Below are 21,499 nucleotides of genomic sequence, written 5' to 3'. Positions count from 1 at the left end.
TCAGTTGTCGTAGCCGAGGTTCGGTGCCAGCCAGCGTTCAGTCACACTCAGCTCCTGACCTTTACGCGACGTGTAGCTCTGCACCTGGTCCTTGTCGATCTTGCCCACGGCAAAGTACTGCGCTTGCGGGTGGGCAAAGTACCAGCCGCTGACCGCCGCCGCCGGGAACATCGCGTAGTGCTCGGTGAGGAACACACCGCTGCGGCCGGCCTGCATTTCGCGGGCCTCGGGGTCGAGCAGGGCAAACAGCGTGGCTTTCTCGGTGTGATCCGGGCAGGCCGGGTAGCCCGGGGCAGGGCGGATACCGGTGTATTGCTCCTTGATCAACGCCTCGTTGTCGAGGGTTTCGTCCTTGGCATAACCCCAGTGTTCTTTGCGCACCTGCTGGTGCAGCCACTCGGCACAGGCCTCGGCCAAACGGTCGGCCAGGGCCTTGACCATGATCGAGTTGTAGTCGTCGCCAGCGTCCTGATACGCCTTGGCCACTTCTTCGGCACCGATACCCGCGGTGGTGATGAAACCACCCACGTAGTCGGTGATTTCGCTGTCTTTCGGTGCGACGAAGTCGGCCAGGGAGAAATTCGGCTTGCCGTCGGTCTTGATGATCTGCTGACGCAGGTGATGCAACTTGGCCAGGGGCTTGCCGTCATCCCCGTAAACTTCGATGTCATCGTCGCGCACCTGGTTGGCCGGCCAGAAACCGAACACCGCGCGGGCGCTGATCAGCTTCTCGTCGATCAGTTTGGCGAGCATTTCCTGGGCATCGGCGTACAGCGCGGTGGCGGCTTCACCGACCACTTCGTCCTGGAGGATGCGCGGGAATTTGCCGGCCAGGTCCCAGGAGATGAAGAACGGCGTCCAGTCGATGTACTCGGCCAGCACTTTGAGGTCGATGTTATCCAGCACCTTGGTGCCGGTGAACGTTGGCTTGACTGGCTCGTAGGTGCTCCAGTCGAACTGCGGTTTTTTCGCAATCGACGCGGCGTAGCTCAGGCGTTCGGTGCGGGCGCTGCGGTTGGCGGTGCGCTCGCGGACTTCGATGTATTCCTCGCGGGTTTTCTCGACGAAACCGGCCTTCAGTTCCTTGGACAGCAACTGCGTAGCCACGCCGACGGCGCGGGAGGCGTCGGTGACGTACACCACTGCGTCGTTGCTGTATTTGGGCTCGATCTTCACCGCCGTGTGCGCTTTGGAGGTGGTCGCGCCACCGATCATCAATGGCAGATGGAAGTCCTGGCGCTGCATCTCGCGAGCGACATGGACCATTTCATCCAGCGACGGGGTGATCAGGCCGGACAGGCCGATGATGTCGCACTTTTCGTCCTTGGCGACCTGGAGGATTTTCTCCGCCGGCACCATCACGCCGAGGTCGACGATGTCGTAGCCGTTACAGCCCAGCACCACGCCGACGATGTTCTTGCCGATGTCGTGCACGTCGCCTTTCACCGTGGCCATCAGGATCTTGCCCTTGGCTTCCGGTTTGTCGCCCTTTTCCAGCTCGATGAACGGGATCAAGTGGGCCACCGCCTGTTTCATCACACGGGCGGATTTCACCACTTGCGGCAGGAACATTTTGCCGGCGCCGAACAGGTCGCCAACGATGTTCATGCCGGACATCAGCGGACCTTCGATCACTTCGATCGGGCGGGCGAACGATTGACGGGACTCTTCGGTGTCTTCAACGATGTGGGTGGTGATGCCCTTGACCAGTGCATGTTCCAGACGCTTGTTGACGCCCCAGCTGCGCCACTCTTCGGTCTCGGCTTCCTTGACGCTGCCGTCGCCCTTGTACTTGTCGGCGATGGCGAGGAGGGCGTCGGTGCCTTCCGGGGTGCGGTTGAGGATCACGTCTTCAACGGCGTCGCGCAGCTCCACCGGGATCTGGTCGTAGATCTCCAGCTGGCCGGCGTTGACGATACCCATGGTCAGGCCGGCGCGGATCGCGTACAGCAGGAACACCGAGTGAATCGCCTCGCGCACCGGGTTGTTGCCACGGAACGAGAACGACACGTTGGACACGCCGCCCGAAGTCAGCGCATACGGCAGCTCGTCGCGGATGTAGGCACAGGCGTTGATGAAGTCCACAGCGTAGTTGTTGTGTTCTTCGATGCCGGTGGCCACGGCGAAGATGTTCGGGTCAAAGATGATGTCTTCCGGCGGGAAGCCGACTTCGTTGGCCAGAATGTCATAGGAGCGTTTGCAGATTTCTTTCTTGCGCGCTTCGGTATCGGCCTGACCGGCTTCGTCGAAGGCCATCACGACCACCGCGGCGCCATAGCGTTTGCACAGCTTGGCGTGATGAATGAACTGCTCGACACCTTCCTTCATGCTGATGGAGTTGACGATGCCCTTGCCCTGGATGCACTTGAGGCCGGCTTCGATCACTTCCCACTTGGAGGAGTCGATCATGATCGGTACGCGGGAGATGTCCGGTTCGCCGGCAATCAGATTGAGGAAGGTCACCATGGCCTTCTTCGAATCGAGCATCCCTTCGTCCATGTTGATGTCGATCACCTGGGCGCCGGCCTCGACTTGCTGCAGGGCGACTTCCAGGGCTTCGGTGTAGTTGTCTTCGCGGATCAGGCGGGCGAATTTGGCGGAACCGGTGATGTTGGTGCGCTCGCCGACGTTGACGAACAGCGAGTTGCGATCGATGGTGAACGGCTCCAGGCCCGACAGGCGACAAGCCTTGGGGATTTCCGGAATCTCGCGCGGCGCATAACCGGCCACGGCCTTGGCAATCGCTTCGATGTGGCCCGGCGTGGTGCCGCAGCAGCCGCCGACGATGTTCAGGAAGCCGCTTTGGGCAAATTCTTCGATGACCTTGGCGGTTTGCGCCGGCAATTCATCGTACTCGCCGAATTCGTTTGGCAGGCCGGCGTTCGGGTGCGCCGAGACGTGGGTGCTGGCCTTGTTCGACAGCTCCTCCAGGTACGGGCGCAGCTCGCTGGCGCCGAGGGCGCAGTTCAGACCGACCGAAATCGGCTTGGCGTGGGCCACGGAGTTCCAGAAGGCCTCGGTGGTCTGGCCGGACAGGGTACGACCGGAGGCGTCGGTGATGGTGCCGGAGATCATGATCGGCAATTCGATGCCCAGTTCTTCGAACACGCCTTGCACGGCAAAGATCGCAGCCTTGGCGTTGAGGGTGTCGAAAATGGTTTCGATCAGGATCAGGTCGGCGCCGCCTTCGATCAGGCCTTTGGTGGACTCGGTGTAGTTCTCCACCAGTTCATCGAACGTCACGTTGCGGTAGCCGGGGTTGTTCACGTCTGGCGACAGCGAGCACGTGCGGCTGGTCGGGCCGAGCACGCCGGCGACGAAGCGCGGCTTGTCAGGGGTTTCCAGGGTCTTCGCGTCAGCGACCTTGCGCGCCAACCGTGCACCTTCTACGTTTAATTCGTATGCCAGGCCCTGCATGCCGTAGTCGGCCAGAGAAATCTGAGTGGCGTTGAAGGTGTTGGTTTCGAGAATGTCGGCACCGGCATCCAGGTAGGCTTTTTCGATTCCGCCAATCACATCCGGGCGCGTCAGTACCAGAAGGTCGTTGTTGCCTTTGACATCGCTCGGCCAGTCGGCGAAGCGTTTGCCACGGTAATCCTGCTCCTCGAGCTTATAGCTCTGGATCATCGTGCCCATACCACCATCGAGAATCAGAATGCGCTCTTTGAGGGCGTGCTTGAGAGCTTGAAGGCGAACGCTGCGATCGGACATTTGGACTACTCGGTAAGGCCATGACGAAGGGCCGGGATGATAGCAAACCTGTGCGCTATTGGAGCATGTGCGGATTTAACGTGAATATCGCTCATGATGATGTGATGGCCGGACCGGTAGAATCGCGGCGTTTTTTTAAAGATCGGGACCAGGGACATGTCGTATCGCGTCGTCATCAGCATTGCGTTGTTGCTGTTTAGCTGGGGCGCCGTCGCGCAAAGTCCCGCTGTGACTAACGGCATTTCCTACACGCGCGACATTCAACCGATCTTCACTGAAAAATGTGTGGCCTGCCACGCTTGCTACGACTCCGCCTGTCAGCTCAACCTGGGCAGCGGCGAAGGCGCGGCACGCGGCGCCAGCAAAATCCCGGTCTATGACGGTGATCGCAGTCAGGCCGCCGCGCCGACCCGGTTGTTTTATGACGCCTTCGGCAAGCGTGCCTGGCAGCAAAAGGGCTTCTATTCAGTGCTCGACGCCCAGGGCAGTCAGGCCGCGCTGATGGCGCGGATGCTCGAGTTGGGCCATAAGGCGCCAATGCAGCCCAATGCCAAGCTGCCCGAAGACATTGTCCTGGGTCTGAATCGGGAAAACACGTGCGCCATGCCGGCGGAGTTCGATGCCTATGCCGGTTCCCACCCGAAGGAGGGCATGCCGTTGGCGGTGACGGGGCTGACCGATCAGCAGTATCAGACGTTGCAGCGCTGGCTGGCCTCTGGCGCGCCCATCGATGAGCAAGGCCTGGCGCCCAGTGCGAAAGAAGCCTTGGAGGTGGTGCAGTGGGAGAACCTGCTGAATGCGCCGGGTGCGCGACAAAGTCTGGTGGGACGCTGGCTGTTCGAGCACTGGTTTCTTGCGCACATCTATTTCAAGGATGGCGAACCCGGGCATTTCTTCCAGTGGGTGCGTTCGCGCACGCCGAGCGGCCAGCCTATCGATCTGATCAACACCCGCCGGCCCAATGACGATCCCGGCACTCAGATCTATTACCGCCTGTGGCCGGTACAAGGCGTGATCGTGCACAAGACCCACATCACCTATCCGCTGAGCGCGGCGAAGATGGCGCGGATCAAAAGCCTGTTCTACAACGGCAACTGGCAGGTCAACGCGCTGCCGGGCTATGGGCCGGAACGCCGGGCCAATCCGTTTACCACCTTCGAAGCCATCCCGGCCCAGGCGCGTTATCAGTTCATGCTCGATAACGCCGAATATTTCGTACGCACCTTTATTCGCGGCCCGGTCTGCCGGGGTCAGATTGCCACGGACGTGATTCGCGATAATTTCTGGGCGCTGTTCCAGGCCCCGGAACATGACCTCTACATCACCGACCCGAACTACCGCGGCCAAGCGACTCCGTTGTTGGCAATGCCGGGGCAGAACGATGACGTGGGCAGTGTCCTGAGCCTGTGGCATGACTACCGCGACAAGCGCAACGCGTATGAAGCCCTGCGCCGCGACAGCTACGCGGACTTGCGGCCTCCGAGCTGGTCGAGCCTGTGGGCAGGCAATGACAACGCCTTGTTGAGCATCTTTCGACATTTCGACAGCGCCTCGGTGACCAAGGGCCTGATCGGCGACGTGCCGCAAACCATCTGGCTGTTCGACTTCCCGTTGCTGGAGCGCACTTACTATCAGTTGGCGGTGAATTTCGATGTGTTCGGCAACGTCTCGCATCAAGCCCAGACGCGCTTGTATTTCGACCTGATCCGCAACGGCGCGGAGCAGAACTTCCTGCGCCTGATGCCGGCCAACTCCCGCGACGATTACCTGGACGACTGGTACCAGAGCAGTGGCAAATTCAAGATGTGGCTGGACTACGAATCGATTGACAACGACACGCCGACCGCGCTGAAACTCGATCCGAAGGACCCCAAACGCGATTTTGCCATGCAGTTGCTGACACGCTATGGCGAGCTCAATGCCAACCCGGACCCGATCAATCGCTGCGACGGTGCCTATTGCTCGCGACCCAACATCGATCCGGACCTGCAGGACGCCGAACAAGCCCTGAGTCGTCTGACTTCGCGCCCGGCGGCCGGACTCAAGGTCATAGACCAGCTGCCTGAAGCGACCATGCTGCGCGTCGAGACCGCGAGTGGCCAACGTGTGGTCTACAGCCTGTTGCGCAACCGCGCACACAGCAACGTGGCGTTCCTGATTGGCGAGTCGCTGCGGTATGAGCCAGGGCTCGACACGCTCACCATTTTTCCGGGGGTCATGAGCAGCTACCCGAACTTCATGTTCAACATTCCCGCCGAACAAGTCCCGGCCTTTGTCGACGCCATGGAAAACGCCAAAGATGCCGGCAGCTTCGAGAGGATTGTCGATCGCTGGGGGGTAAGGCGCAGCCATCCGCAGTTCTGGCAGTACTTCCATGACCTGAGCCGCTATATCCATGAGACCGATCCAGTTGAAGAGGGCGTGCTGGACATGAATCGCTACCAGAATCTTTGATCGATTTTTGCAAGGCGCCTGATGTCCTGATCTGTATAGCGACCATCGGATCAGGATCGTTGGAAAGCCGCGATTGGGTGGTCAACTGCAGCTATCGGTGGTTTAAAGTCGCGATTGACGGCGAATAGCCGGGTGAGGCTGCTCCTGTTCTTTCCTGACAAAAATACTGGGACTTTGTCCGGCGCGATGATTGGCGTAAACTGCGCCCAAGCCTGCGAGGAGTTTCCATGACCGCTATAACCATCACCGACGCCGCCCACGATTATCTGGCTGATCTGCTCTCCAAGCAGAACACCCCGGGCATTGGCATCCGCGTCTTTATCACCCAGCCTGGCACCCAGTACGCCGAAACCTGCATTGCCTACTGCAAGCCGGGCGAAGAAAAACCCGAAGACACGGCGCTGGGGCTCAAAAGCTTCACCGCTTACATCGATTCGTTCAGCGAAGCTTTCCTGGACGACGCGGTTGTCGACTACGCCACCGACCGTATGGGCGGCCAATTGACCATCAAGGCGCCAAACGCCAAAGTCCCGATGGTCAACGCCGACAGCCCGATCAACGAGCGCATCAACTATTACCTGCAAACCGAAATCAACCCTGGGCTGGCCAGCCATGGTGGTCAGGTCAGCCTGATCGACGTGGTTGAAGACGGCATCGCCGTTCTCCAGTTCGGCGGTGGTTGCCAGGGCTGCGGCCAGGCAGACGTCACCCTGAAGGAAGGCATCGAGCGCACCTTGCTCGAGCGTATCCCCGAGCTCAAGGGTGTTCGTGACGTGACTGACCACACGCAGAAAGAAAACGCCTACTACTAAGGCGTTCGCTGCGAAATTAAAAAACGGCGCCCGTGAGCGCCGTTTTTTATGGGTGTTCGATAACCTGTGGCGATCCGACAAGCCCCCTCGCCACAGGATTCAGCAGGGTTCAAGGTCGATAGAGATGCGCATGCCCTGCGCGATACAGCGACGACTCGCTGAAATGGTCACTGCCCAGCACCCGTCCCACCAGAATCAATGCCGTGCGCCGAAACCCCTTGGCCTGAACCTTCCCGGCAATGTCTTCCAGCGTACCCACCACCCAATCCTGATCCGGCCAGGTCGCTCGGTGAATCACCGCGATCGGGCAATCCGCGCCGTAATGCGGCAGCAATTCGGCCAGAATCTTTTCCAGATGATTGACCCCCAGGTGAATCGCCATGGTGGCTCCATGTTGCGCCAGGCTGCCTAATTCCTCGCCGGCCGGCATCACGGTTTTGTCCGCGTATCGGGTCAGGATCACACTCTGTGAGACGTCGGGCAGGGTCAGCTCCGCCCCCAAAAGCGCTGCGCAGGCGGCCGTAGCGGTGACCCCGGGAATGATTTCAAAGGCAATGCCGAGTTCGCGCAGGTAGCGAATCTGCTCGCCGATGGCGCCATACAGGCTCGGGTCGCCAGAATGCACGCGAGCCACGTCCTGGCCCTTGGCGTCGGCGGTCTTGATTAGGTCGATAATCTGTTCCAGATGCAGTTCGGCGCTGTTGACCACCTGCTCGGCGCAATGCCCCTGCAGTACTGCGGCGGGCACCAGCGAACCGGCATAGATGATCACCGGGCAGCTGCGAATCAGCCGCTGGCCTTTGACGGTGATCAGCTCGGGGTCGCCAGGACCTGCGCCTATGAAGTAGACGGTCATCGTCGATTCCTGTGGGAAAAAGGGGCTGGGCAAGGCAGCAGATGAAGATTGCTCATGATCGAAAGCGCGGATTATCGAGGATTTTACGTCGAGCAGGCCAATGCGAAGGTGGCCTGGGCATATTTTTGCCGCTTAATCAGTAGTTTGGCCGGCGAATGGGTTAACTGTTCGGTCAAGGCCAGGGCGGCACTTTCCGCGATGCCGTAGCAGCCGGTTCGCTCGAAGGCGATCTGCGAATGATGGCTGAGTTGTGGCTCATAGCTGGCCAACTGTTCGCTGCTGAAATACGTCAGTGGCAGCGCGAGTTGCTCGGCCAGTTCGACAAGGGCCGGCTCATCTCGCTTCAAATCGATACTAGCCAGGGCCTTGATCTGATGCAGTTCGATCTGGTGCGCTTGCAACGCCTGATCGATCAACGCCCGTAACGTGGTGACGGGGCAGCCCCGTTGGCAGCCCAGGCCGACCACCAGGGTCGGCGCTGTGCCGGTATCGGTCATGCGTGGTATTGGCCATCGCTCTTGCGGCGGAACAGCCAGGCGCTGATCAGGCCCAGGGCCAGCCAGAACGCGACATTGGTCAGCTGCGAAGCGATTTTGAATTGGGTTTCCAGTGCTTGCGGTGCCAGCATCGAGTGCACGTCCGGCTGCGGCGCGCCAATCACATGAGGGACGGCAATGATGGCTGCACCGAGGACTTTCATCAGCCAGTGACGGCTGAACGCGATCAGCGCGATGCCGACTGCGGTTGAAGCGGCGGTGCCAATCCACCAGGTCTGCCGTTGCGCCAGATCGGCAGCGGCGGTGCCTGGCAGTTCCGGTGGCAGGCCAAGGGTCGGCGCGAGCACGAAGGTCGCGTAACCGGCCAGCCCCCAGAGCAATCCCTGAGAGGTTTTGGTCGGCGCGCGCAAGGTGTACAGGCCGGCGAGCATCAGGGCGAAGCCGACAGCCACCACAAGATTGCCGCCGGTGGTCGACAACACGCGCTGCCAGCCGTTTTCCGGCTCCCAGGCTTCGGCATCGTGGGTGTGGGCGGCGACGCCAGGGGCGTGTTCGTGGACTTCAACAGCAGCGGGTTCGGATTTTTCGTAGGTTTCGGCCTGCAAAATCAACGGAGCGACCCAGAAGCTTTGCAGCAGGGTCAGCAGCAGGGCGGCCAGCAGCCCCGTGAACCCCGCGGTTTGCGCAATACGCTTGATCATGTCGACAGGTCTCAATGGCACGGGAAGGCAGCGCTGTGACGGGTATCGTGAGCGGCGTTGTGAACCGCCTCAATGTGCGAGAAACCGGCGAAATACACAAGGCACGCACCAAGGATCGACGCACACACGGCGGCGGTCAGGCGTTGAGTCAGGGTAGTGGTGCTGCTGGTGGTGGTGCTGTGGCCGGTGCTGCTGATGATCGACATGGCGCTTCCCTCAGTTCTGTCAGCGGGGAATGCGAGCGCATGCAAATCCCTGCACGAGCGAGCGCGCAGAGGTTCGAACAGCGCCCGCCCACCGCGGGTTTGTCATTCAGTGATTGTAAGGTTCACTTTGTGTTGCGGGCCGGTCTCCGGGCTCACGAGGGGTGCTGGCTATCGCCTGAACCTGCAAGCATCACCTTCCCATGCCGCACTGGCACAGTGGATCTGACGCTTCGCTCGCTTACCGTTGCGGGGGCAGCACCGGACTGACATGGCTTTAGAGTAAAGCACATGATTCACCGGTTTCCCGTTTCACCCTGTGAAGGGCACCCGTAACAAGGCGTGTAGGAGAGCATGGGCAGAGGTGGGGCGTCAATTGGCAAGTGTTCTCAACTCGGGGCCGAGTTGCTTCAATCGCGAGCAAGCTCGCACCCACATTTGACCGCATTTTTCTCAGAGAGTCCGATCCCTGCGGGTGCGAGCTTGCTCGCGATGACGGCGTTCAGGTGCTGTACAACTCAGCATGAACATTGACCCGCCCCAATACGATGCGTAGCCTTGCGCTTTCGAGGTTCTTCGGCGTTTGCCGAAGCTAAGAAGGGAACGCGGTCGATGCCGCGGCTGCCCCCGCAACTGTGAACGGTGATGTTCGCTGCCACGCCACTGCACGCTCAGGTCCTGAGCCCGCGGGAAGGCGCAGCCAACGCCAGTCAAGCGACTGGCACGCCGTCAGCCAGGAGACCTGCCTCGAACAGATTCTCACTACAACCGGGCGGGGTGATCCGGTGGCGAACGCATCCGGCGCACAAGCGTTGCCGGTACTCGTCCCGTATGCCCGCCACCTTGCCAAAGGGCATCCGATGAAAACACTGGCCAAACTCCCCGTCACCATCGTTACCGGCTTCCTCGGCTCGGGCAAAACCACCTTGCTGCGGCACATGCTCGACAACGCTCAAGGGCGTCGCATCGCGGTGATCGTCAACGAGTTCGGCGAGCTGGGCATCGACGGTGAAATCCTCAAGCAGTGCTCCATCGGCTGTACCGAAGAGGAAGCCAATGGTCGCGTCTACGAACTGGCCAACGGCTGCCTGTGTTGCACCGTTCAGGAAGAGTTCTTCCCGGTGATGCGCGAACTGGTGGCCCGTCGCGGCGATCTCGACCATATCCTCATCGAAACCTCCGGCCTGGCGCTGCCAAAGCCGCTGGTCCAGGCCTTCCAGTGGCCGGAAATCCGCAGCGCCTGCACCGTTGACGCGGTGATCACCGTGGTCGATAGCCCGGCCGTCGCCGCCGGCACCTTCGCCGCGTTCCCGGATCAGGTGGACGCCCAGCGCAAACTTGACCCGAACCTGGACCACGAATCGCCGCTGCACGAGCTGTTCGCCGATCAGTTGTCCAGTGCCGACCTGGTGATCCTCAACAAGGCTGACCTGATCAGCCCGGAAGACCTGGCCCGCGTGCGCCTGGAAGTCGCTGAAGAGTTGCCGCCTGCGGTGAAAGTCATTGAAGCCAGCAGCGGTCGCCTGCCACTGGACGTTCTGATCGGCCTGGGCGCCGGTTCCGAAGAACACATCGACAGCCGCCACAGCCATCACGATCATCACCACGACGATGATGATCACGACGACCACGATCACGACGCTTTCGACTCCATCTCCATCGAGCTGCCGGCCTCCGACGAGAGCTTGCTGATGGACGCGCTGACGCAATTGGTGGTGGAGCACAGCATCCTGCGGGTCAAGGGCTTCGCGGCGATCCCGAACAAACCGATGCGCCTTTTGATCCAGGGCGTGGGCACTCGTTTTGACAAACACTTCGACCGTCAGTGGGGTCGCGAAGAAGCGCGCACCACACGTCTGGTGTTGATCGGCCAGGCGCTGGACGCCGCGCTGCTCGAAACGCAATTGCGCGCCGCGCTCAGCGTATAAGCCATGCACCTGCTCAGGACCCAGCCCGGCGGTTTCGTGTCGGACGACAACATTGCCGACCTTGGACAAACTCCCGCCGAGCTGGTGATCCTGTGCAGCGGCGATTCCAGCCTGGCGCTGCTCGCCGAAGCGGCCCAGCAGTTGCCTGACGATTACCCGAGCGTGCGCCTGGCCAACCCGATGCAGGTGCAGAATCACGCTTCGGTCGATTTGTACGTCGACGAAGTGCTGCGCCACGCCAAGGTCATTCTGATCTCGCTGCACGGCGGCATTGCCTATTGGCGTTATGGCGTCGAGCGGCTGGTGGAGCTTTCCCGGCGTGGGGTGCAGTTGATTCTGGTGCCGGGCGATGACCGTCCCGACCCGGAGCTGAGCGACCTCAGCACAGTGACCCCGCAGGACCGCGACCGGCTCTGGCACTTCCTGCGCCAGGGTGGCATGGGCAATGCGCTGGACCTGTTTCGCTGCCTGGCCAATCGCTGGCTGGGTCGTGACTACCCCTGGTCCGAGCCACAAGTCTTGCCGCGCACCGCGATCTATCACCCGCACAAAAGTCCCGCGCAACTGAGTGATTGGCAAGCCGAATGGCGGGCCGGTCAACCCGTGGCGGCGGTGCTGTTCTACCGCTCGCACTTGCAGGCGGCGAACACCGCGTTCATCGATGTCTTCTGCCAGCGGTTGCAGGCAGCGGGGTTGAATCCGTTGCCCATCGCACTGGCCAGTCTAAAAGAGCCCGGCTGCCTTTCGGTGGTCGAGGACTGGCTGGACGAGGTCTGCGCCTCGGTGATTCTCAATACTACCGGTTTCGCACAATCGAGCCCTGAAGCTCCGCATTTGCGTCCTTTTCGCCGCAACATCCCGGTGATTCAGGCAATTTGCGCCCAGGATAACGAGCCGGGATGGCGAGCAAGCGAGCAAGGGCTCGGCCCGCGTGATCTGGCGATGCATATCGCACTGCCGGAACTGGACGGGCGGATCATCAGCCGACCGATCAGCTTCAAGGATCTGGCCTGGCGCAGTGAGCGCAGTGAGTCCGATGTGGTTTGCTACCGCGCGCAACCGGAACGCATGGACTTTGTCGCCGAACTGGCGCGGCGCTGGATTGATCTGGCGCGGTTGCCGAATGCCGAAAAACGCATAGCGCTGATTCTCGCCAATTACCCGACCCGCGACGGGCGTATCGGCAATGGCGTCGGCCTCGACACCCCGGCCGCGGCACTGAATATCCTCCGTGCATTGCAGGCCGAAGGTTATCCATTGCCGGCGCCGTTGCCGGACAGCGGCACCGCGTTGATCCAGCAACTGCTCGGCGGCGTCAGCAACGATCTCGATACCCTCGACCAACGCCCGTGTCAGCAAAGCCTGGCCATGGACGATTACCTGCAGATGTTCAACGCGCTGCCCGAAGCCAACCGCCGGGCAGTGCTACAACGGTGGGGCGCCCCCGAGAGCGATCCGATGTGCCGCGCCGGGCGGATGATGATTGCCGGGTTGCGTTTCGGCCTGACGTTCGTCGGCATTCAACCGGCGCGGGGCTATCAGGTGGACCCGAGCGCGGTGTATCACGACCCGGACCTGGTGCCGCCCCATGGTTATCTCGCGTTTTACTTCTGGTTGCGCAACACCTACGGCGCCCACGGCGTGATCCACGTCGGCAAGCATGGCAACCTCGAATGGCTGCCGGGCAAGGGTGTCGGGCTCTCCGAACACTGTTGGCCGGACGCGTTGCTCGGGCCGTTGCCGAATGTCTATCCGTTCATCGTCAACGATCCGGGCGAGGGCGCCCAGGCCAAACGACGCACGCAAGCGGTGATCATCGATCACTTGATGCCGCCGCTGACCCGCGCCGAAACCTACGGACCGCTGCGCAATCTCGAACTGTTGGCGGATGAGTACTACGAAGCGCAACTGCTCGATCCTCGGCGTGCCCGCGAGTTGCAGCGCGACATCCTGCAACTGGTGCGCGACACGCACATCGACCGCGAACTGCAACTGGACGAGCCACTCGACAGCGATGCCGACGCGGCGATCTGGTTGCCGCGTCTGGACACCTACCTGTGCGATTTGAAAGAGTCGCAGATCCGCGATGGCCTGCACGTGTTCGGGGAGTCACCGACCGGGCGCCTGCGCATCGACACCTTGCTCGCACTGCTGCGCATTCCCCGTGGCGATGGACGTGGTGCGCAATCAAGCCTGCTCAGGGCGCTGGCGAAAGCGTTTGAACTGGGGTTCGATCCGCTGGATTGTGCACTGGCCGAGCCGTGGAACGGGCCGCGTCCGCATGCGTTGTTGTCGATCAGCGATGAACCCTGGCGCATTACCGGCGACACCCGCGAACGCCTGGAACTGTTTGCCACACAACTGATCTCGCAGGCGCTGGATGCCCCTTGTAGGAGCGAGCCTGCTCGCGATGGTGTGTCAGTTGACATCAATGCGGCTGACACACCCCCGCGAGCAAACTCGCTCCTACAGGAGGCGAGCTGGACCGAGGTGCAAGCCATCCTCGACAACCTGCGCGAAGTGGTCGCACCACGCCTGGACGCCTGTGGCCCGGCCGAAATGCGCGGCCTGCTCGATGCCCTGAGCGGGCGCTTTGTTCCGGCCGGCCCCAGCGGTGCACCGAGTCGCGGACGCCTGGATGTGTTGCCGACCGGGCGCAACTTCTACTCGGTAGACGTGCGTAACCTGCCGACCACCACGGCATGGCGCATCGGGTTCCAGTCAGCCAACCTGATCCTTGAGCGTCACCTGCAAGACCATGGCGATCACTTGCGCCAGCTCGGTCTGTCGGTGTGGGGCACCGCGACCATGCGTACCGGTGGCGACGACATCGCCCAGGCCATGGCGCTGATGGGCGTGCGTCCGGTGTGGGCGACGGGCAGTCAGCGGGTCGACGACTTCGAAATCCTGCCGCTGAGTTTGCTCGACCGCCCCCGCGTCGACGTGACGTTGCGCGTCTCGGGTTTCTTCCGCGATGCCTTCGCCAATCTGATCCGCCTGTTCGACGCCGCCGTGCAAGCGGTTGCCGCGCTGGACGAACCCGACGACCTCAACCCCCTGGCGGCCAAGGTTCGCGCCGAACGTGAAGCGTTGTTGCAATCGGGACTGGACGAAGACGCGGCCAGACGCCAGGCCGGTTGGCGCATCTTCGGTGCCAAGCCCGGCGCGTATGGCGCGGGCGTGCAGGGTGCCATCGACGGTCGCCTGTGGCAGAGCCGCGAGGATCTGGCCGAGGTGTATCTGAACTGGGGTGGCTACGCCTACGGCGGTTCCGACGAAGGCACCGCTGCCCGCGAGCAGTTCGCCCAGCGCCTGAGCCAGGTGCAAGCGGTGCTGCAAAACCAGGACAACCGCGAGCACGATCTGCTCGACTCTAACGACTATTACCAGTTCCAGGGTGGCATGTTGGCCGCCGTGGAAAGCCTCAGTGGTGCAACGGCGGCCAGTTATCACGGCGACCATAGCCAGCCGGACCTGCCCAGAATCCGCACGCTCAAGGAAGAACTGAACCGGGTCATCCGCTCCCGGGCGGCCAACCCGAAGTGGCTCGAAGGCGTCAAGCGTCATGGCTACAAAGGCGCGTTCGAAATGGCCGCGACGGTCGATAACCTGTTCGCGTTCGATGCCACCACCCGGTTGATCGACGATCACCAATACGCGCTGCTGGCGGATGCGTATTTGCTCGACGCCAATACCCGTGACTTCGTCCGCGAGCACAACCCCCATGCCTTGCGCGACATGACTGAACGCATGCTCGAAGCGCAACAGCGGGGTATGTGGAAAGCGCCGGGCGAGTATCGCGAGGCGCTGGAGAATCTGTTGCTGGATATAGAAGAAGACAGTTAATACACCGCCGACCCTGTGGGAGCGAGCTTGCTCGCGATGGAGCGTCAGTCACATCAATAGCCACTGACACGCCGCTTTCGAAATCACCGACCATGACCGAGATTGAACAATGACCGATACCCCCCATTTCCCGCTCTCCGCCGTGGTCGGCGCCGACGATTTGAAACTCGCGCTATGCCTGACCGCCATCGACCCGAAGATCGGCGGTGTGTTGATCGAAGGCCCGCGCGGCATGGCCAAGTCGACCCTGGCCCGTGGCCTGGCGGACCTGCTGGCCAGCGGTCAATTCGTCACCTTGCCTTTGGGCGCCACTGAAGAGCGCCTGGTGGGCACGCTCGATCTCGACGCCGCATTGAGCGAAGGTCGCGCGCAATTTTCCCCGGGCGTGCTGGCCAAGGCTGACGGTGGCGTGCTCTACGTCGATGAAGTGAATCTGCTGCCCGATCACCTCGTCGATCTGCTGCTCGACGTGGCCGCCAGCGGCACCAACCTGGTCGAACGCGACGGCATCTCCCATCGGCATTCGGCGAAGTTCGTATTGATTGGCACCATGAACCCGGAAGAGGGCGAGTTACGCCCGCAACTGCTCGATCGTTTTGGCTTGAACGTTGCCCTTGGTGGCCATACCGCACCGGCCGAACGCGGGCAAATCATCCGGCGGCGCCTGGACTTCGACACCGATCCGCACGGCTTCTGCGCTGAGTGGGAAGGCCAGCAGCAGTCGTTGCGCGAGCGTTGCCAGCAGGCGCGCAGCACATTGGTCAGCATTGCCCTCGACGATGACGCCCTGTCGCAGATTACCGAGCGTTGTTTTGCCGCCGGCGTCGACGGTTTGCGTGCCGACCTGGTCTGGTTGCGCGCGGCGCGGGCCCATGCCGCCTGGCGCGGGGCGCGAGCCATCGCTGTGGAAGATATCGATGCGGTTGCCGAATTCGCGTTGCGCCATCGCCGTCGCGAGCAAGCGCCACCGGCACCCCAACAGCAACAGTCCCACGCCGGTCAACAGCCAAACGCCGGCGAAGGCCAGGGGCAGTGGGGCGAAATGCCCGCTCAGGCGCTGCCGGTCGGGGCTCGTCGTGAAGTGCCGAGCTGGCCAAAAAAGCCCTAGGCATTCGCCCTCGCTCTGACGCGGGGGCGAATGCCAGACCCCGCGCAGGGCGCCTCGATCACGGCAAACAGGGCAAGCGTCACGCCGCGCGCGACGGTTCGATCAACTGGCCCGGCACGTTGCTGAACGGCCGGCCACGTCAGCGCGATGACCTGTTATTCCACCTGCGTACCCGTTCAGCCCATGAGCTGTGGCTGGTGATCGTCGATGCGTCGGCATCCACGCGTCGCCATCACGCCTTGAGTGATGCCAAGGGCTTGCTGGCGCAGCTGTTCGACGATGCTTACCGCCAACGCGCGCGCCTGGCCTTGCTGACCGCCAGCGGAACGCAGCCGAAGTGGCAGGTGCAAGGGTTGAAGGCGTCCAGCGGTTTGCGTCACTTGCTCGATGGGCTCGGTGCCGGCGGTGGCACGCCGTTGCTGGCGGCGTTGAGTGAAGCGGGGCGCTGGCTGGGAGCGCGGCGCAAGCACTTCCCGGCGGAGCAGCAACGGTTATTGCTGGTGACCGATGGCCGCTTGAAGGACTGGCCGACGTTGCCCTCGCTCGATTGTCCGGGACTGGTGATCGACATCGAGCGCGGGCCGATTCGCCTCGGGCGCAGCAGGGTCCTGGCGGCGCAGTTGCAGGCTGATTATCGGCATATCGACGGATTGCTTCCCGGCTGAGATGCGCGGTGCCCAGGCTTCCCTCATCGTCGGACTGCACATTCAAAGACGAATTCGGCAGGCTCACCCTTCCTCACAGGCCTGCACGCCGGGTGTCATTCAAGCACCAAGGCTGAGCGCTGCGCTGGAATCGGCTTGCGCATCAGCGTTCCCACAACCCCGGCGCCCAATAATCCCGCCAGGCCGGCGACCCACAGCAACAGGCTGAAACCGCCCACGAACGCCTGTCGCGCCAGTGGTTCCACCACCGGCCGCGCGGCTTGTGGCAACAGGCTCATCGCCGCCGGCATGTCACCGGCCACCACCCGCGAGGCGACGCCCTGGGTTTGCTCGAGCCACTGTCCGCCCTGTGCCGAGAGGCTGTCGTGCAGGAGCCGTTCGCTATGCCCGGAAAGCAGCGCACCATACACGCCGATGGCCAGCATCACCGCACTGAAACGCATGGTGGTGCTCATGCCCGAGGCCATGCCGGTGCGCTCGCGCGGCACGCAGGCCATGATGTTTTTCTGCGTATCACCATTGAGCAACCCGGCGCCGGCACCGGTCACGGCGATCGCCAGGGCGAAGGGCAGGTAGCCGCCGCTGTTGACCGCCCAGGCGCTGAGCAGGTTGCCGCTGCCCACCAGCGTCAGGCCGATGGCCATCATGTTTGCCGGGGTCACACGTCCGGCCAGGCGCGCACCGAGGCGCGGGAAGATCAACATGGTCACGGCAAACGGCAACATGCCCAGCCCCGCGGAAATGGCGCTGAAGCCCAAGCCGTTCTGCAGGTAAAACGGCAGCAGGGTCATCATCACTTGGGCGCACGCGGCGTAGGCGAACATGCCGAGCAGGGCGCCGATGAAGCGCGGATGCCTGAACAGTTGCAGGTCGATCATCGGCCGCTGTTGCAGGCGCTCGATCAGCACAAACAAGCCCATTAACAGCGCACCGCCCAACAGGCGGGTGTAGGTGAGGGGGCTGTTCCAGCCGATCCGGCTGGCTTCGATCAGGCCCCAGATCAGGCACAGCAAGCTTGCGCTGAAGGCGAGGCTGCCCCATGGGTCGAGGCGCGCAGCCTGAGCGTCACGGGATTCCGGGACTGCACGCCAGACCATGAACATCAGGAACAGGCCGACGGGCAGGTTGAGGTAGAAAATCCAGCGCCAACCGACATATTCGGTAATCAACCCGCCCAGGGTCGGCGCCGCAGTCATGGCCACGCCCATGCAGCCACCCCAGAACGCCCAGGCTTTGGCCCGTTCCACTTCATCGTGGAAGGTGTGGCCGATCGAGGCGAGCGCCGAGGTCAGCAATAACGCGGCGCCGACGCCCTTGATGGCCCGGGCGATGTCGAGGAACAACGCGTTTGGCGCCGCGCCGCAACCGAGGGACGCGAGAATGAAAATGCCCAGGCCCCAGATCAGGGTTTTCTGCCGGCCAAAGCGGTCGGCCAAGCTGCCAGCGGGTAGCAGCAAGGCAGCAAAGGCCAGCATGTAGGCGCTGACCACCCATTCGATGTCTGCGAAATTGGCCCCCAGATCCCGGGCGATGCTCGGTAAGGTAACGGCGACGATGTTAGTGTCGAGCACGATCAGCGAACACACGGCCGACGCGGTAAGTAAGGTCAGGTGCTTGCTCACCCTGGGTTTGACGGACATGGCACGGGTTCTCTACTGTGAGGTTTCGTGCAGCTTATCGCCGGTATACGGAGCCTTTGTTAGGCGTACCTCGTCACTTCATTACCTTTGAGCTAATGCACCGATGGACATTCGTCATTTCCGCTATTTCCTCGCGGTCGCCCGGCACCGCAACTTCACCCGCGCCGCTGAGCAATTGGGGGTCGCGCCGCCGACCCTGACCCGGCAAATCCAGGACATGGAAGCCGAACTGGGCGCGCGTCTGTTTTTGCGCCAGGCACGGGACGTCAGCCTGACCGAAGCGGGTGCGGCGCTGGTGATCGAGGCCGAAGCCACGGTACGGCAATTTGAGGCGGCCCAGCGCAATGCCCAGCGTGCCGGGCGTGGCGACATCGGGCACATTGAACTCGGTTATGTTGCTTCGGCGGTGTATTCGGGGCTGCTGCAAAAGCAGGTGCAGGGTTTTGCCGGCCAATACCCGGATGTCAGCCTCAATGTGCGTGAAAGCCCCATGGCCAGCTTGCCGAACATGATTCTTGAGGGGCGCTTCGACCTGGGCTACATCCGCTGTCCACTGTCCTTGCCCGATGGCATCGAAGGCGTACGCCTGAGCGACGAAGGTTTTGTGCTGGCGTTGCCGGCGGACTCGTGGCTCAACCGCTTGACGGTCATCAATTCGGCGCACTTGCAGAATGAAAACTTCATCCTCCCCGAACAAGTCGTTGGCACCTTGCAGGTGGCCGCTCAGGGCGATTTTGTGCCGAAGCTGGGGGCGCAGCCGGGTGGGCTGGTGGCGGTGATCGCGCTGGTGTCGCTGGGGCAGGGGGTGGCGGTGGTACCGGAGTCGGTGGTCGGCCATGTCAGCTTGCCAAACGTGGTCTATCGGCCCGTCAAGGATTGCAGTGCATCGTCGTGGCTGGCGTTGATCCATCGGCGGTTTGAGAAATCACCGGCGGTGGTTCGCTACATTGAGCGGGTGAAGAACGGCTGACTCGCAGGAAACGTCGCGGGCAACTTGCTGCCAGAGGTTTTCGCGCATTTTGTGGGCGCGAGCTTGCTCGCGATGGCGTCCCCGCACAGCCTGCTGTCCTATCTTCTACAGATTTTGAAATGATTTTCGGCTGTAGGAATTATCCCGATCAACTGTACGATCCAAGTCCTTTTTTTCATTCAGGACTTACATGAACACCCTCACGGAGCCTCCCGGTTACCCTTTCCCTTCGCACCAACGCGCGTTCTTGACGCACGCCAAGCCCCCGTTATTCCGGCACCCAAACGCCCTTGTCCTTGCAGTTTCCCGGCCTCTGCGCCGCGCCTTGCCGTGCCCGGCAATCTGAATTCACTGACGAGATCGAGACGTTTATATGGAATGGATAGCTGACCCCACCGCATGGCTGGGCTTGTTGACGCTGATTGTGCTGGAACTGGTGCTGGGCATCGACAACCTGGTGTTTATCGCGATCCTCGCCGACAAGTTGCCGCCTGAGCAGCGCGACCGTGCGCGAATCATTGGTCTGTCCCTGGCGTTGTTGATGCGTCTGGGCCTGCTCGCCAGCATTTCCTGGCTGGTCACCCTGACCCAACCGCTGTTCGAGGTGTTCGACAAGAGCTTCTCCGGCCGTGACCTGATCATGTTGTTTGGCGGTGTGTTCCTGTTGTTCAAGGCCACCATGGAGTTGCACGAACGCCTCGAAGGGCATGTCGGCCAGCGCTCGTCCAACACGGCCTACGCCTTGTTCTGGCCGATCGTGGCGCAAATCGTGGTGCTCGATGCCGTGTTCTCCCTCGATGCGGTGATTACCGCTGTGGGCATGGTCGATGAGCTGGCGGTGATGATGATCGCGGTGATCATTTCCATCGGCCTGATGATCGTCGCCAGCAAACCGCTGACCCGTTTCGTCAACGCGCACCCGACGGTGATCATGCTGTGTCTGGGCTTCTTGATGATGATCGGTTTTGCGCTGACCGCCGAGGGCCTGGGCTTCCACATTCCCAAGGGCTACCTGTACGCGGCCATCGGTTTCTCGATCCTGATCGAGGTGTTCAACCAGATTGCCCGGGCTCGCCGCAAGCGCTCGATGCAGGGCCTGCGACCGATGCGCGAACGCACGGCGCACGCGGTGATGCGCTTGCTGGGCGGTCGCAAGTTGGCCGTGGAGGAGGTCGGCGAAGACATTGTCGACCTGTTGGACAACGGCGAAGCGCCGACTGAAGAACTGTTCGACCGTCGCGAGCGGGTGATGATCAGTGGCGTGTTGCAACTGGCTGAACGGCCGATTCGTACCCTGATGACCGTGCGCGCCGACGTCGATCATATCGACCTGGACGATGATGCCGAGGCCATTCGTACAAGGTTGATGCATTCGTCCTACTCGCGTCTGCCGTTGATTCGTGACGGTGCAGTGGATGAGCCGTTGGGCTTCGTGCACAAAAAGGAACTGCTGAAGGAGTACCTGGCCGGTAACGAGCCTGATCTTGCGCACCTGGCGCGCCAGACCATCAATGTGCTCGACAGCTATTCGATCCTCAATGCCCTGGAGCAGATGCGCAAGGCATCGACCCACATCGCTTTTGTGGTCAATGAATTCGGGGATTTCGTCGGCGTGCTGACCATGACCGACATTCTGGAATCGATTGCCGGCGAGTTACCCGATGCGAGTGAGATCGAAGGTCCGGATGTGATCGAGGACAACGGCGGGTTTGTGGTCAGTGGCGCCTTGAACCTGGCGCGGGTGCGGCAACGCACCGGATTTGCGGCGCAACCGACCGACGACTATCAAACCCTGGCCGGGTTGGTGGTGAGCTTGTTGGATCGCCTGCCGATGATCGGTGACAGCCATGAGTGGCAGGGCTGGCGCATGACCGTCCTCAAGGTCGAAGAGCGACGGGTGACGCGGGTGTTTCTGGCGCGTGTCGACGGCTGACGTTACGGCGGGCCCGAGGGCCCTTTTTCTGACAAGCCAGCGTTTACAGATACGGTGGAACTGTAGGCGTTGGCTGACCGGCTGAGCATTTCGGAAAATCTTCAGGCGAAAAATCCCACACAACAAAAACACCATTCCCACATCAGAAGCGGAGTTGCCCTGCATCAATCCCGCA

Annotated in this window: 14 protein-coding genes and 2 riboswitches; of the genes, 8 read left to right on the top strand and 6 right to left on the bottom strand. The window is 61.8% G+C overall.

From position 1 onward, the window contains the following. Complete coding sequence (gene metH / locus BLV61_RS02555; RefSeq protein ID WP_090462311.1) at nt 1–3,711, bottom strand: methionine synthase; 3,711 nt, start codon at nt 3,709–3,711, stop codon at nt 1–3. A gap of 156 nt (nt 3,712–3,867) precedes the next feature. Here metH and BLV61_RS02550 point away from each other — a divergent pair, with 156 nt between their 5' ends. After that, a complete protein-coding gene (locus BLV61_RS02550) occupies nt 3,868–6,165 on the top strand; it encodes a fatty acid cis/trans isomerase (protein ID WP_090462309.1) in 2,298 nt (765 codons plus the stop codon). Between the two features lie 227 nt (nt 6,166–6,392). Next, nucleotides 6,393–6,977: a Fe-S biogenesis protein NfuA gene (nfuA, locus tag BLV61_RS02545; RefSeq protein ID WP_007959519.1), complete on the top strand. Its 585-nt coding sequence runs from the start codon at nt 6,393–6,395 to the stop codon at nt 6,975–6,977. A 109-nt stretch (nt 6,978–7,086) separates the two neighbouring features. On the opposite strand, the gene cobM is transcribed toward nfuA, so the two are convergent. The 4 genes from cobM to BLV61_RS02525 all read right to left on the bottom strand — a co-directional run bounded on the left by cobM (nt 7,087) and on the right by BLV61_RS02525 (nt 9,237). Then, on the bottom strand, nt 7,087–7,833 hold the full coding sequence (cobM, locus tag BLV61_RS02540) for a precorrin-4 C(11)-methyltransferase (protein ID WP_047529769.1): 747 nt from the start codon (nt 7,831–7,833) through the stop codon (nt 7,087–7,089). A gap of 83 nt (nt 7,834–7,916) precedes the next feature. Further along, entirely contained in the window at nt 7,917–8,330 is a 414-nt protein-coding gene (locus BLV61_RS02535; RefSeq protein ID WP_090462307.1) for a cobalamin biosynthesis protein, read from the bottom strand. Then, nucleotides 8,327–9,031: a CbtA family protein gene (locus tag BLV61_RS02530; protein ID WP_090462305.1), complete on the bottom strand. Its 705-nt coding sequence runs from the start codon at nt 9,029–9,031 to the stop codon at nt 8,327–8,329. Before BLV61_RS02530 ends, BLV61_RS02535 begins: the two co-directional genes overlap by 4 nt. An 11-nt stretch (nt 9,032–9,042) precedes the next feature. After that, entirely contained in the window at nt 9,043–9,237 is a 195-nt protein-coding gene (locus BLV61_RS02525) for a CbtB domain-containing protein (protein ID WP_047529763.1), read from the bottom strand. Between the two features lie 120 nt (nt 9,238–9,357). Beyond that, nucleotides 9,358–9,583, bottom strand: a riboswitch (cobalamin riboswitch). Nucleotides 9,584–9,786: 203 nt separating this feature from the next. Further along, a riboswitch (cobalamin riboswitch) is annotated at nt 9,787–9,998 on the top strand. A 96-nt stretch (nt 9,999–10,094) separates the two neighbouring features. Between BLV61_RS02525 and cobW the strand changes: the two genes are divergently transcribed. The 4 genes from cobW to BLV61_RS02505 all read left to right on the top strand — a co-directional run bounded on the left by cobW (nt 10,095) and on the right by BLV61_RS02505 (nt 16,781). Next, entirely contained in the window at nt 10,095–11,162 is a 1,068-nt protein-coding gene (cobW, locus tag BLV61_RS02520; RefSeq protein ID WP_090462303.1) for a cobalamin biosynthesis protein CobW, read from the top strand. A 3-nt stretch (nt 11,163–11,165) separates the two neighbouring features. After that, entirely contained in the window at nt 11,166–15,008 is a 3,843-nt protein-coding gene (gene cobN / locus BLV61_RS02515) for a cobaltochelatase subunit CobN (RefSeq protein ID WP_090462300.1), read from the top strand. 109 nt (nt 15,009–15,117) lie between these two features. Further along, on the top strand, nt 15,118–16,116 hold the full coding sequence (locus tag BLV61_RS02510) for a magnesium chelatase ATPase subunit I (RefSeq protein ID WP_090462298.1): 999 nt from the start codon (nt 15,118–15,120) through the stop codon (nt 16,114–16,116). A 2-nt stretch (nt 16,117–16,118) separates the two neighbouring features. Beyond that, a complete protein-coding gene (locus tag BLV61_RS02505; RefSeq protein WP_425272113.1) occupies nt 16,119–16,781 on the top strand; it encodes a vWA domain-containing protein in 663 nt (220 codons plus the stop codon). 95 nt (nt 16,782–16,876) lie between these two features. Here BLV61_RS02505 and BLV61_RS02500 read toward each other — a convergent pair whose 3' ends face one another. Next, a complete protein-coding gene (locus BLV61_RS02500) occupies nt 16,877–18,421 on the bottom strand; it encodes an MFS transporter (RefSeq protein WP_090462294.1) in 1,545 nt (514 codons plus the stop codon). A gap of 103 nt (nt 18,422–18,524) precedes the next feature. Here BLV61_RS02500 and BLV61_RS02495 point away from each other — a divergent pair, with 103 nt between their 5' ends. Both BLV61_RS02495 and BLV61_RS02490 read left to right on the top strand, forming a co-directional pair. Continuing rightward, nucleotides 18,525–19,391 carry a LysR family transcriptional regulator gene (locus tag BLV61_RS02495; protein WP_090462292.1) on the top strand — a complete coding sequence of 289 codons (867 nt, stop codon included), beginning with the start codon at nt 18,525–18,527 and terminating at the stop codon, nt 19,389–19,391. A gap of 373 nt (nt 19,392–19,764) precedes the next feature. After that, on the top strand, nt 19,765–21,324 hold the full coding sequence (locus BLV61_RS02490) for a TerC family protein (protein WP_090462289.1): 1,560 nt from the start codon (nt 19,765–19,767) through the stop codon (nt 21,322–21,324). The last annotated feature ends 175 nt before the right edge of the window (nt 21,325–21,499 follow it).

The sequence above is a fragment of the Pseudomonas mohnii genome (genome assembly GCF_900105115.1).
GTDB lineage: Bacteria > Pseudomonadota > Gammaproteobacteria > Pseudomonadales > Pseudomonadaceae > Aquipseudomonas > Aquipseudomonas mohnii.
The sequence above is the reverse complement of the archived record's forward strand: the minus strand, read 5'-3'. Positions and strand labels throughout refer to the sequence as shown.

Bases quoted from the DNA above. Each gene is read 5' to 3' on its own strand.
- BLV61_RS02500 (WP_090462294.1), bottom strand. From the start codon at position 18,421: ATGTCCGTCAAACCCAGGGTGAGCAAGCACCTGACCTTACTTACCGCG.
- cobM (WP_047529769.1), bottom strand. From the start codon at position 7,833: ATGACCGTCTACTTCATAGGCGCAGGTCCTGGCGACCCCGAGCTGATC.
- BLV61_RS02535 (WP_090462307.1), bottom strand. From the start codon at position 8,330: ATGACCGATACCGGCACAGCGCCGACCCTGGTGGTCGGCCTGGGCTGC.
- BLV61_RS02495 (WP_090462292.1), top strand. From the start codon at position 18,525: ATGGACATTCGTCATTTCCGCTATTTCCTCGCGGTCGCCCGGCACCGC.
- cobW (WP_090462303.1), top strand. From the start codon at position 10,095: ATGAAAACACTGGCCAAACTCCCCGTCACCATCGTTACCGGCTTCCTC.
- BLV61_RS02550 (WP_090462309.1), top strand. From the start codon at position 3,868: ATGTCGTATCGCGTCGTCATCAGCATTGCGTTGTTGCTGTTTAGCTGG.
- BLV61_RS02530 (WP_090462305.1), bottom strand. From the start codon at position 9,031: ATGATCAAGCGTATTGCGCAAACCGCGGGGTTCACGGGGCTGCTGGCC.
- metH (WP_090462311.1), bottom strand. From the start codon at position 3,711: ATGTCCGATCGCAGCGTTCGCCTTCAAGCTCTCAAGCACGCCCTCAAA.
- BLV61_RS02510 (WP_090462298.1), top strand. From the start codon at position 15,118: ATGACCGATACCCCCCATTTCCCGCTCTCCGCCGTGGTCGGCGCCGAC.
- BLV61_RS02525 (WP_047529763.1), bottom strand. From the start codon at position 9,237: ATGTCGATCATCAGCAGCACCGGCCACAGCACCACCACCAGCAGCACC.
- BLV61_RS02490 (WP_090462289.1), top strand. From the start codon at position 19,765: ATGGAATGGATAGCTGACCCCACCGCATGGCTGGGCTTGTTGACGCTG.
- cobN (WP_090462300.1), top strand. From the start codon at position 11,166: ATGCACCTGCTCAGGACCCAGCCCGGCGGTTTCGTGTCGGACGACAAC.
- nfuA (WP_007959519.1), top strand. From the start codon at position 6,393: ATGACCGCTATAACCATCACCGACGCCGCCCACGATTATCTGGCTGAT.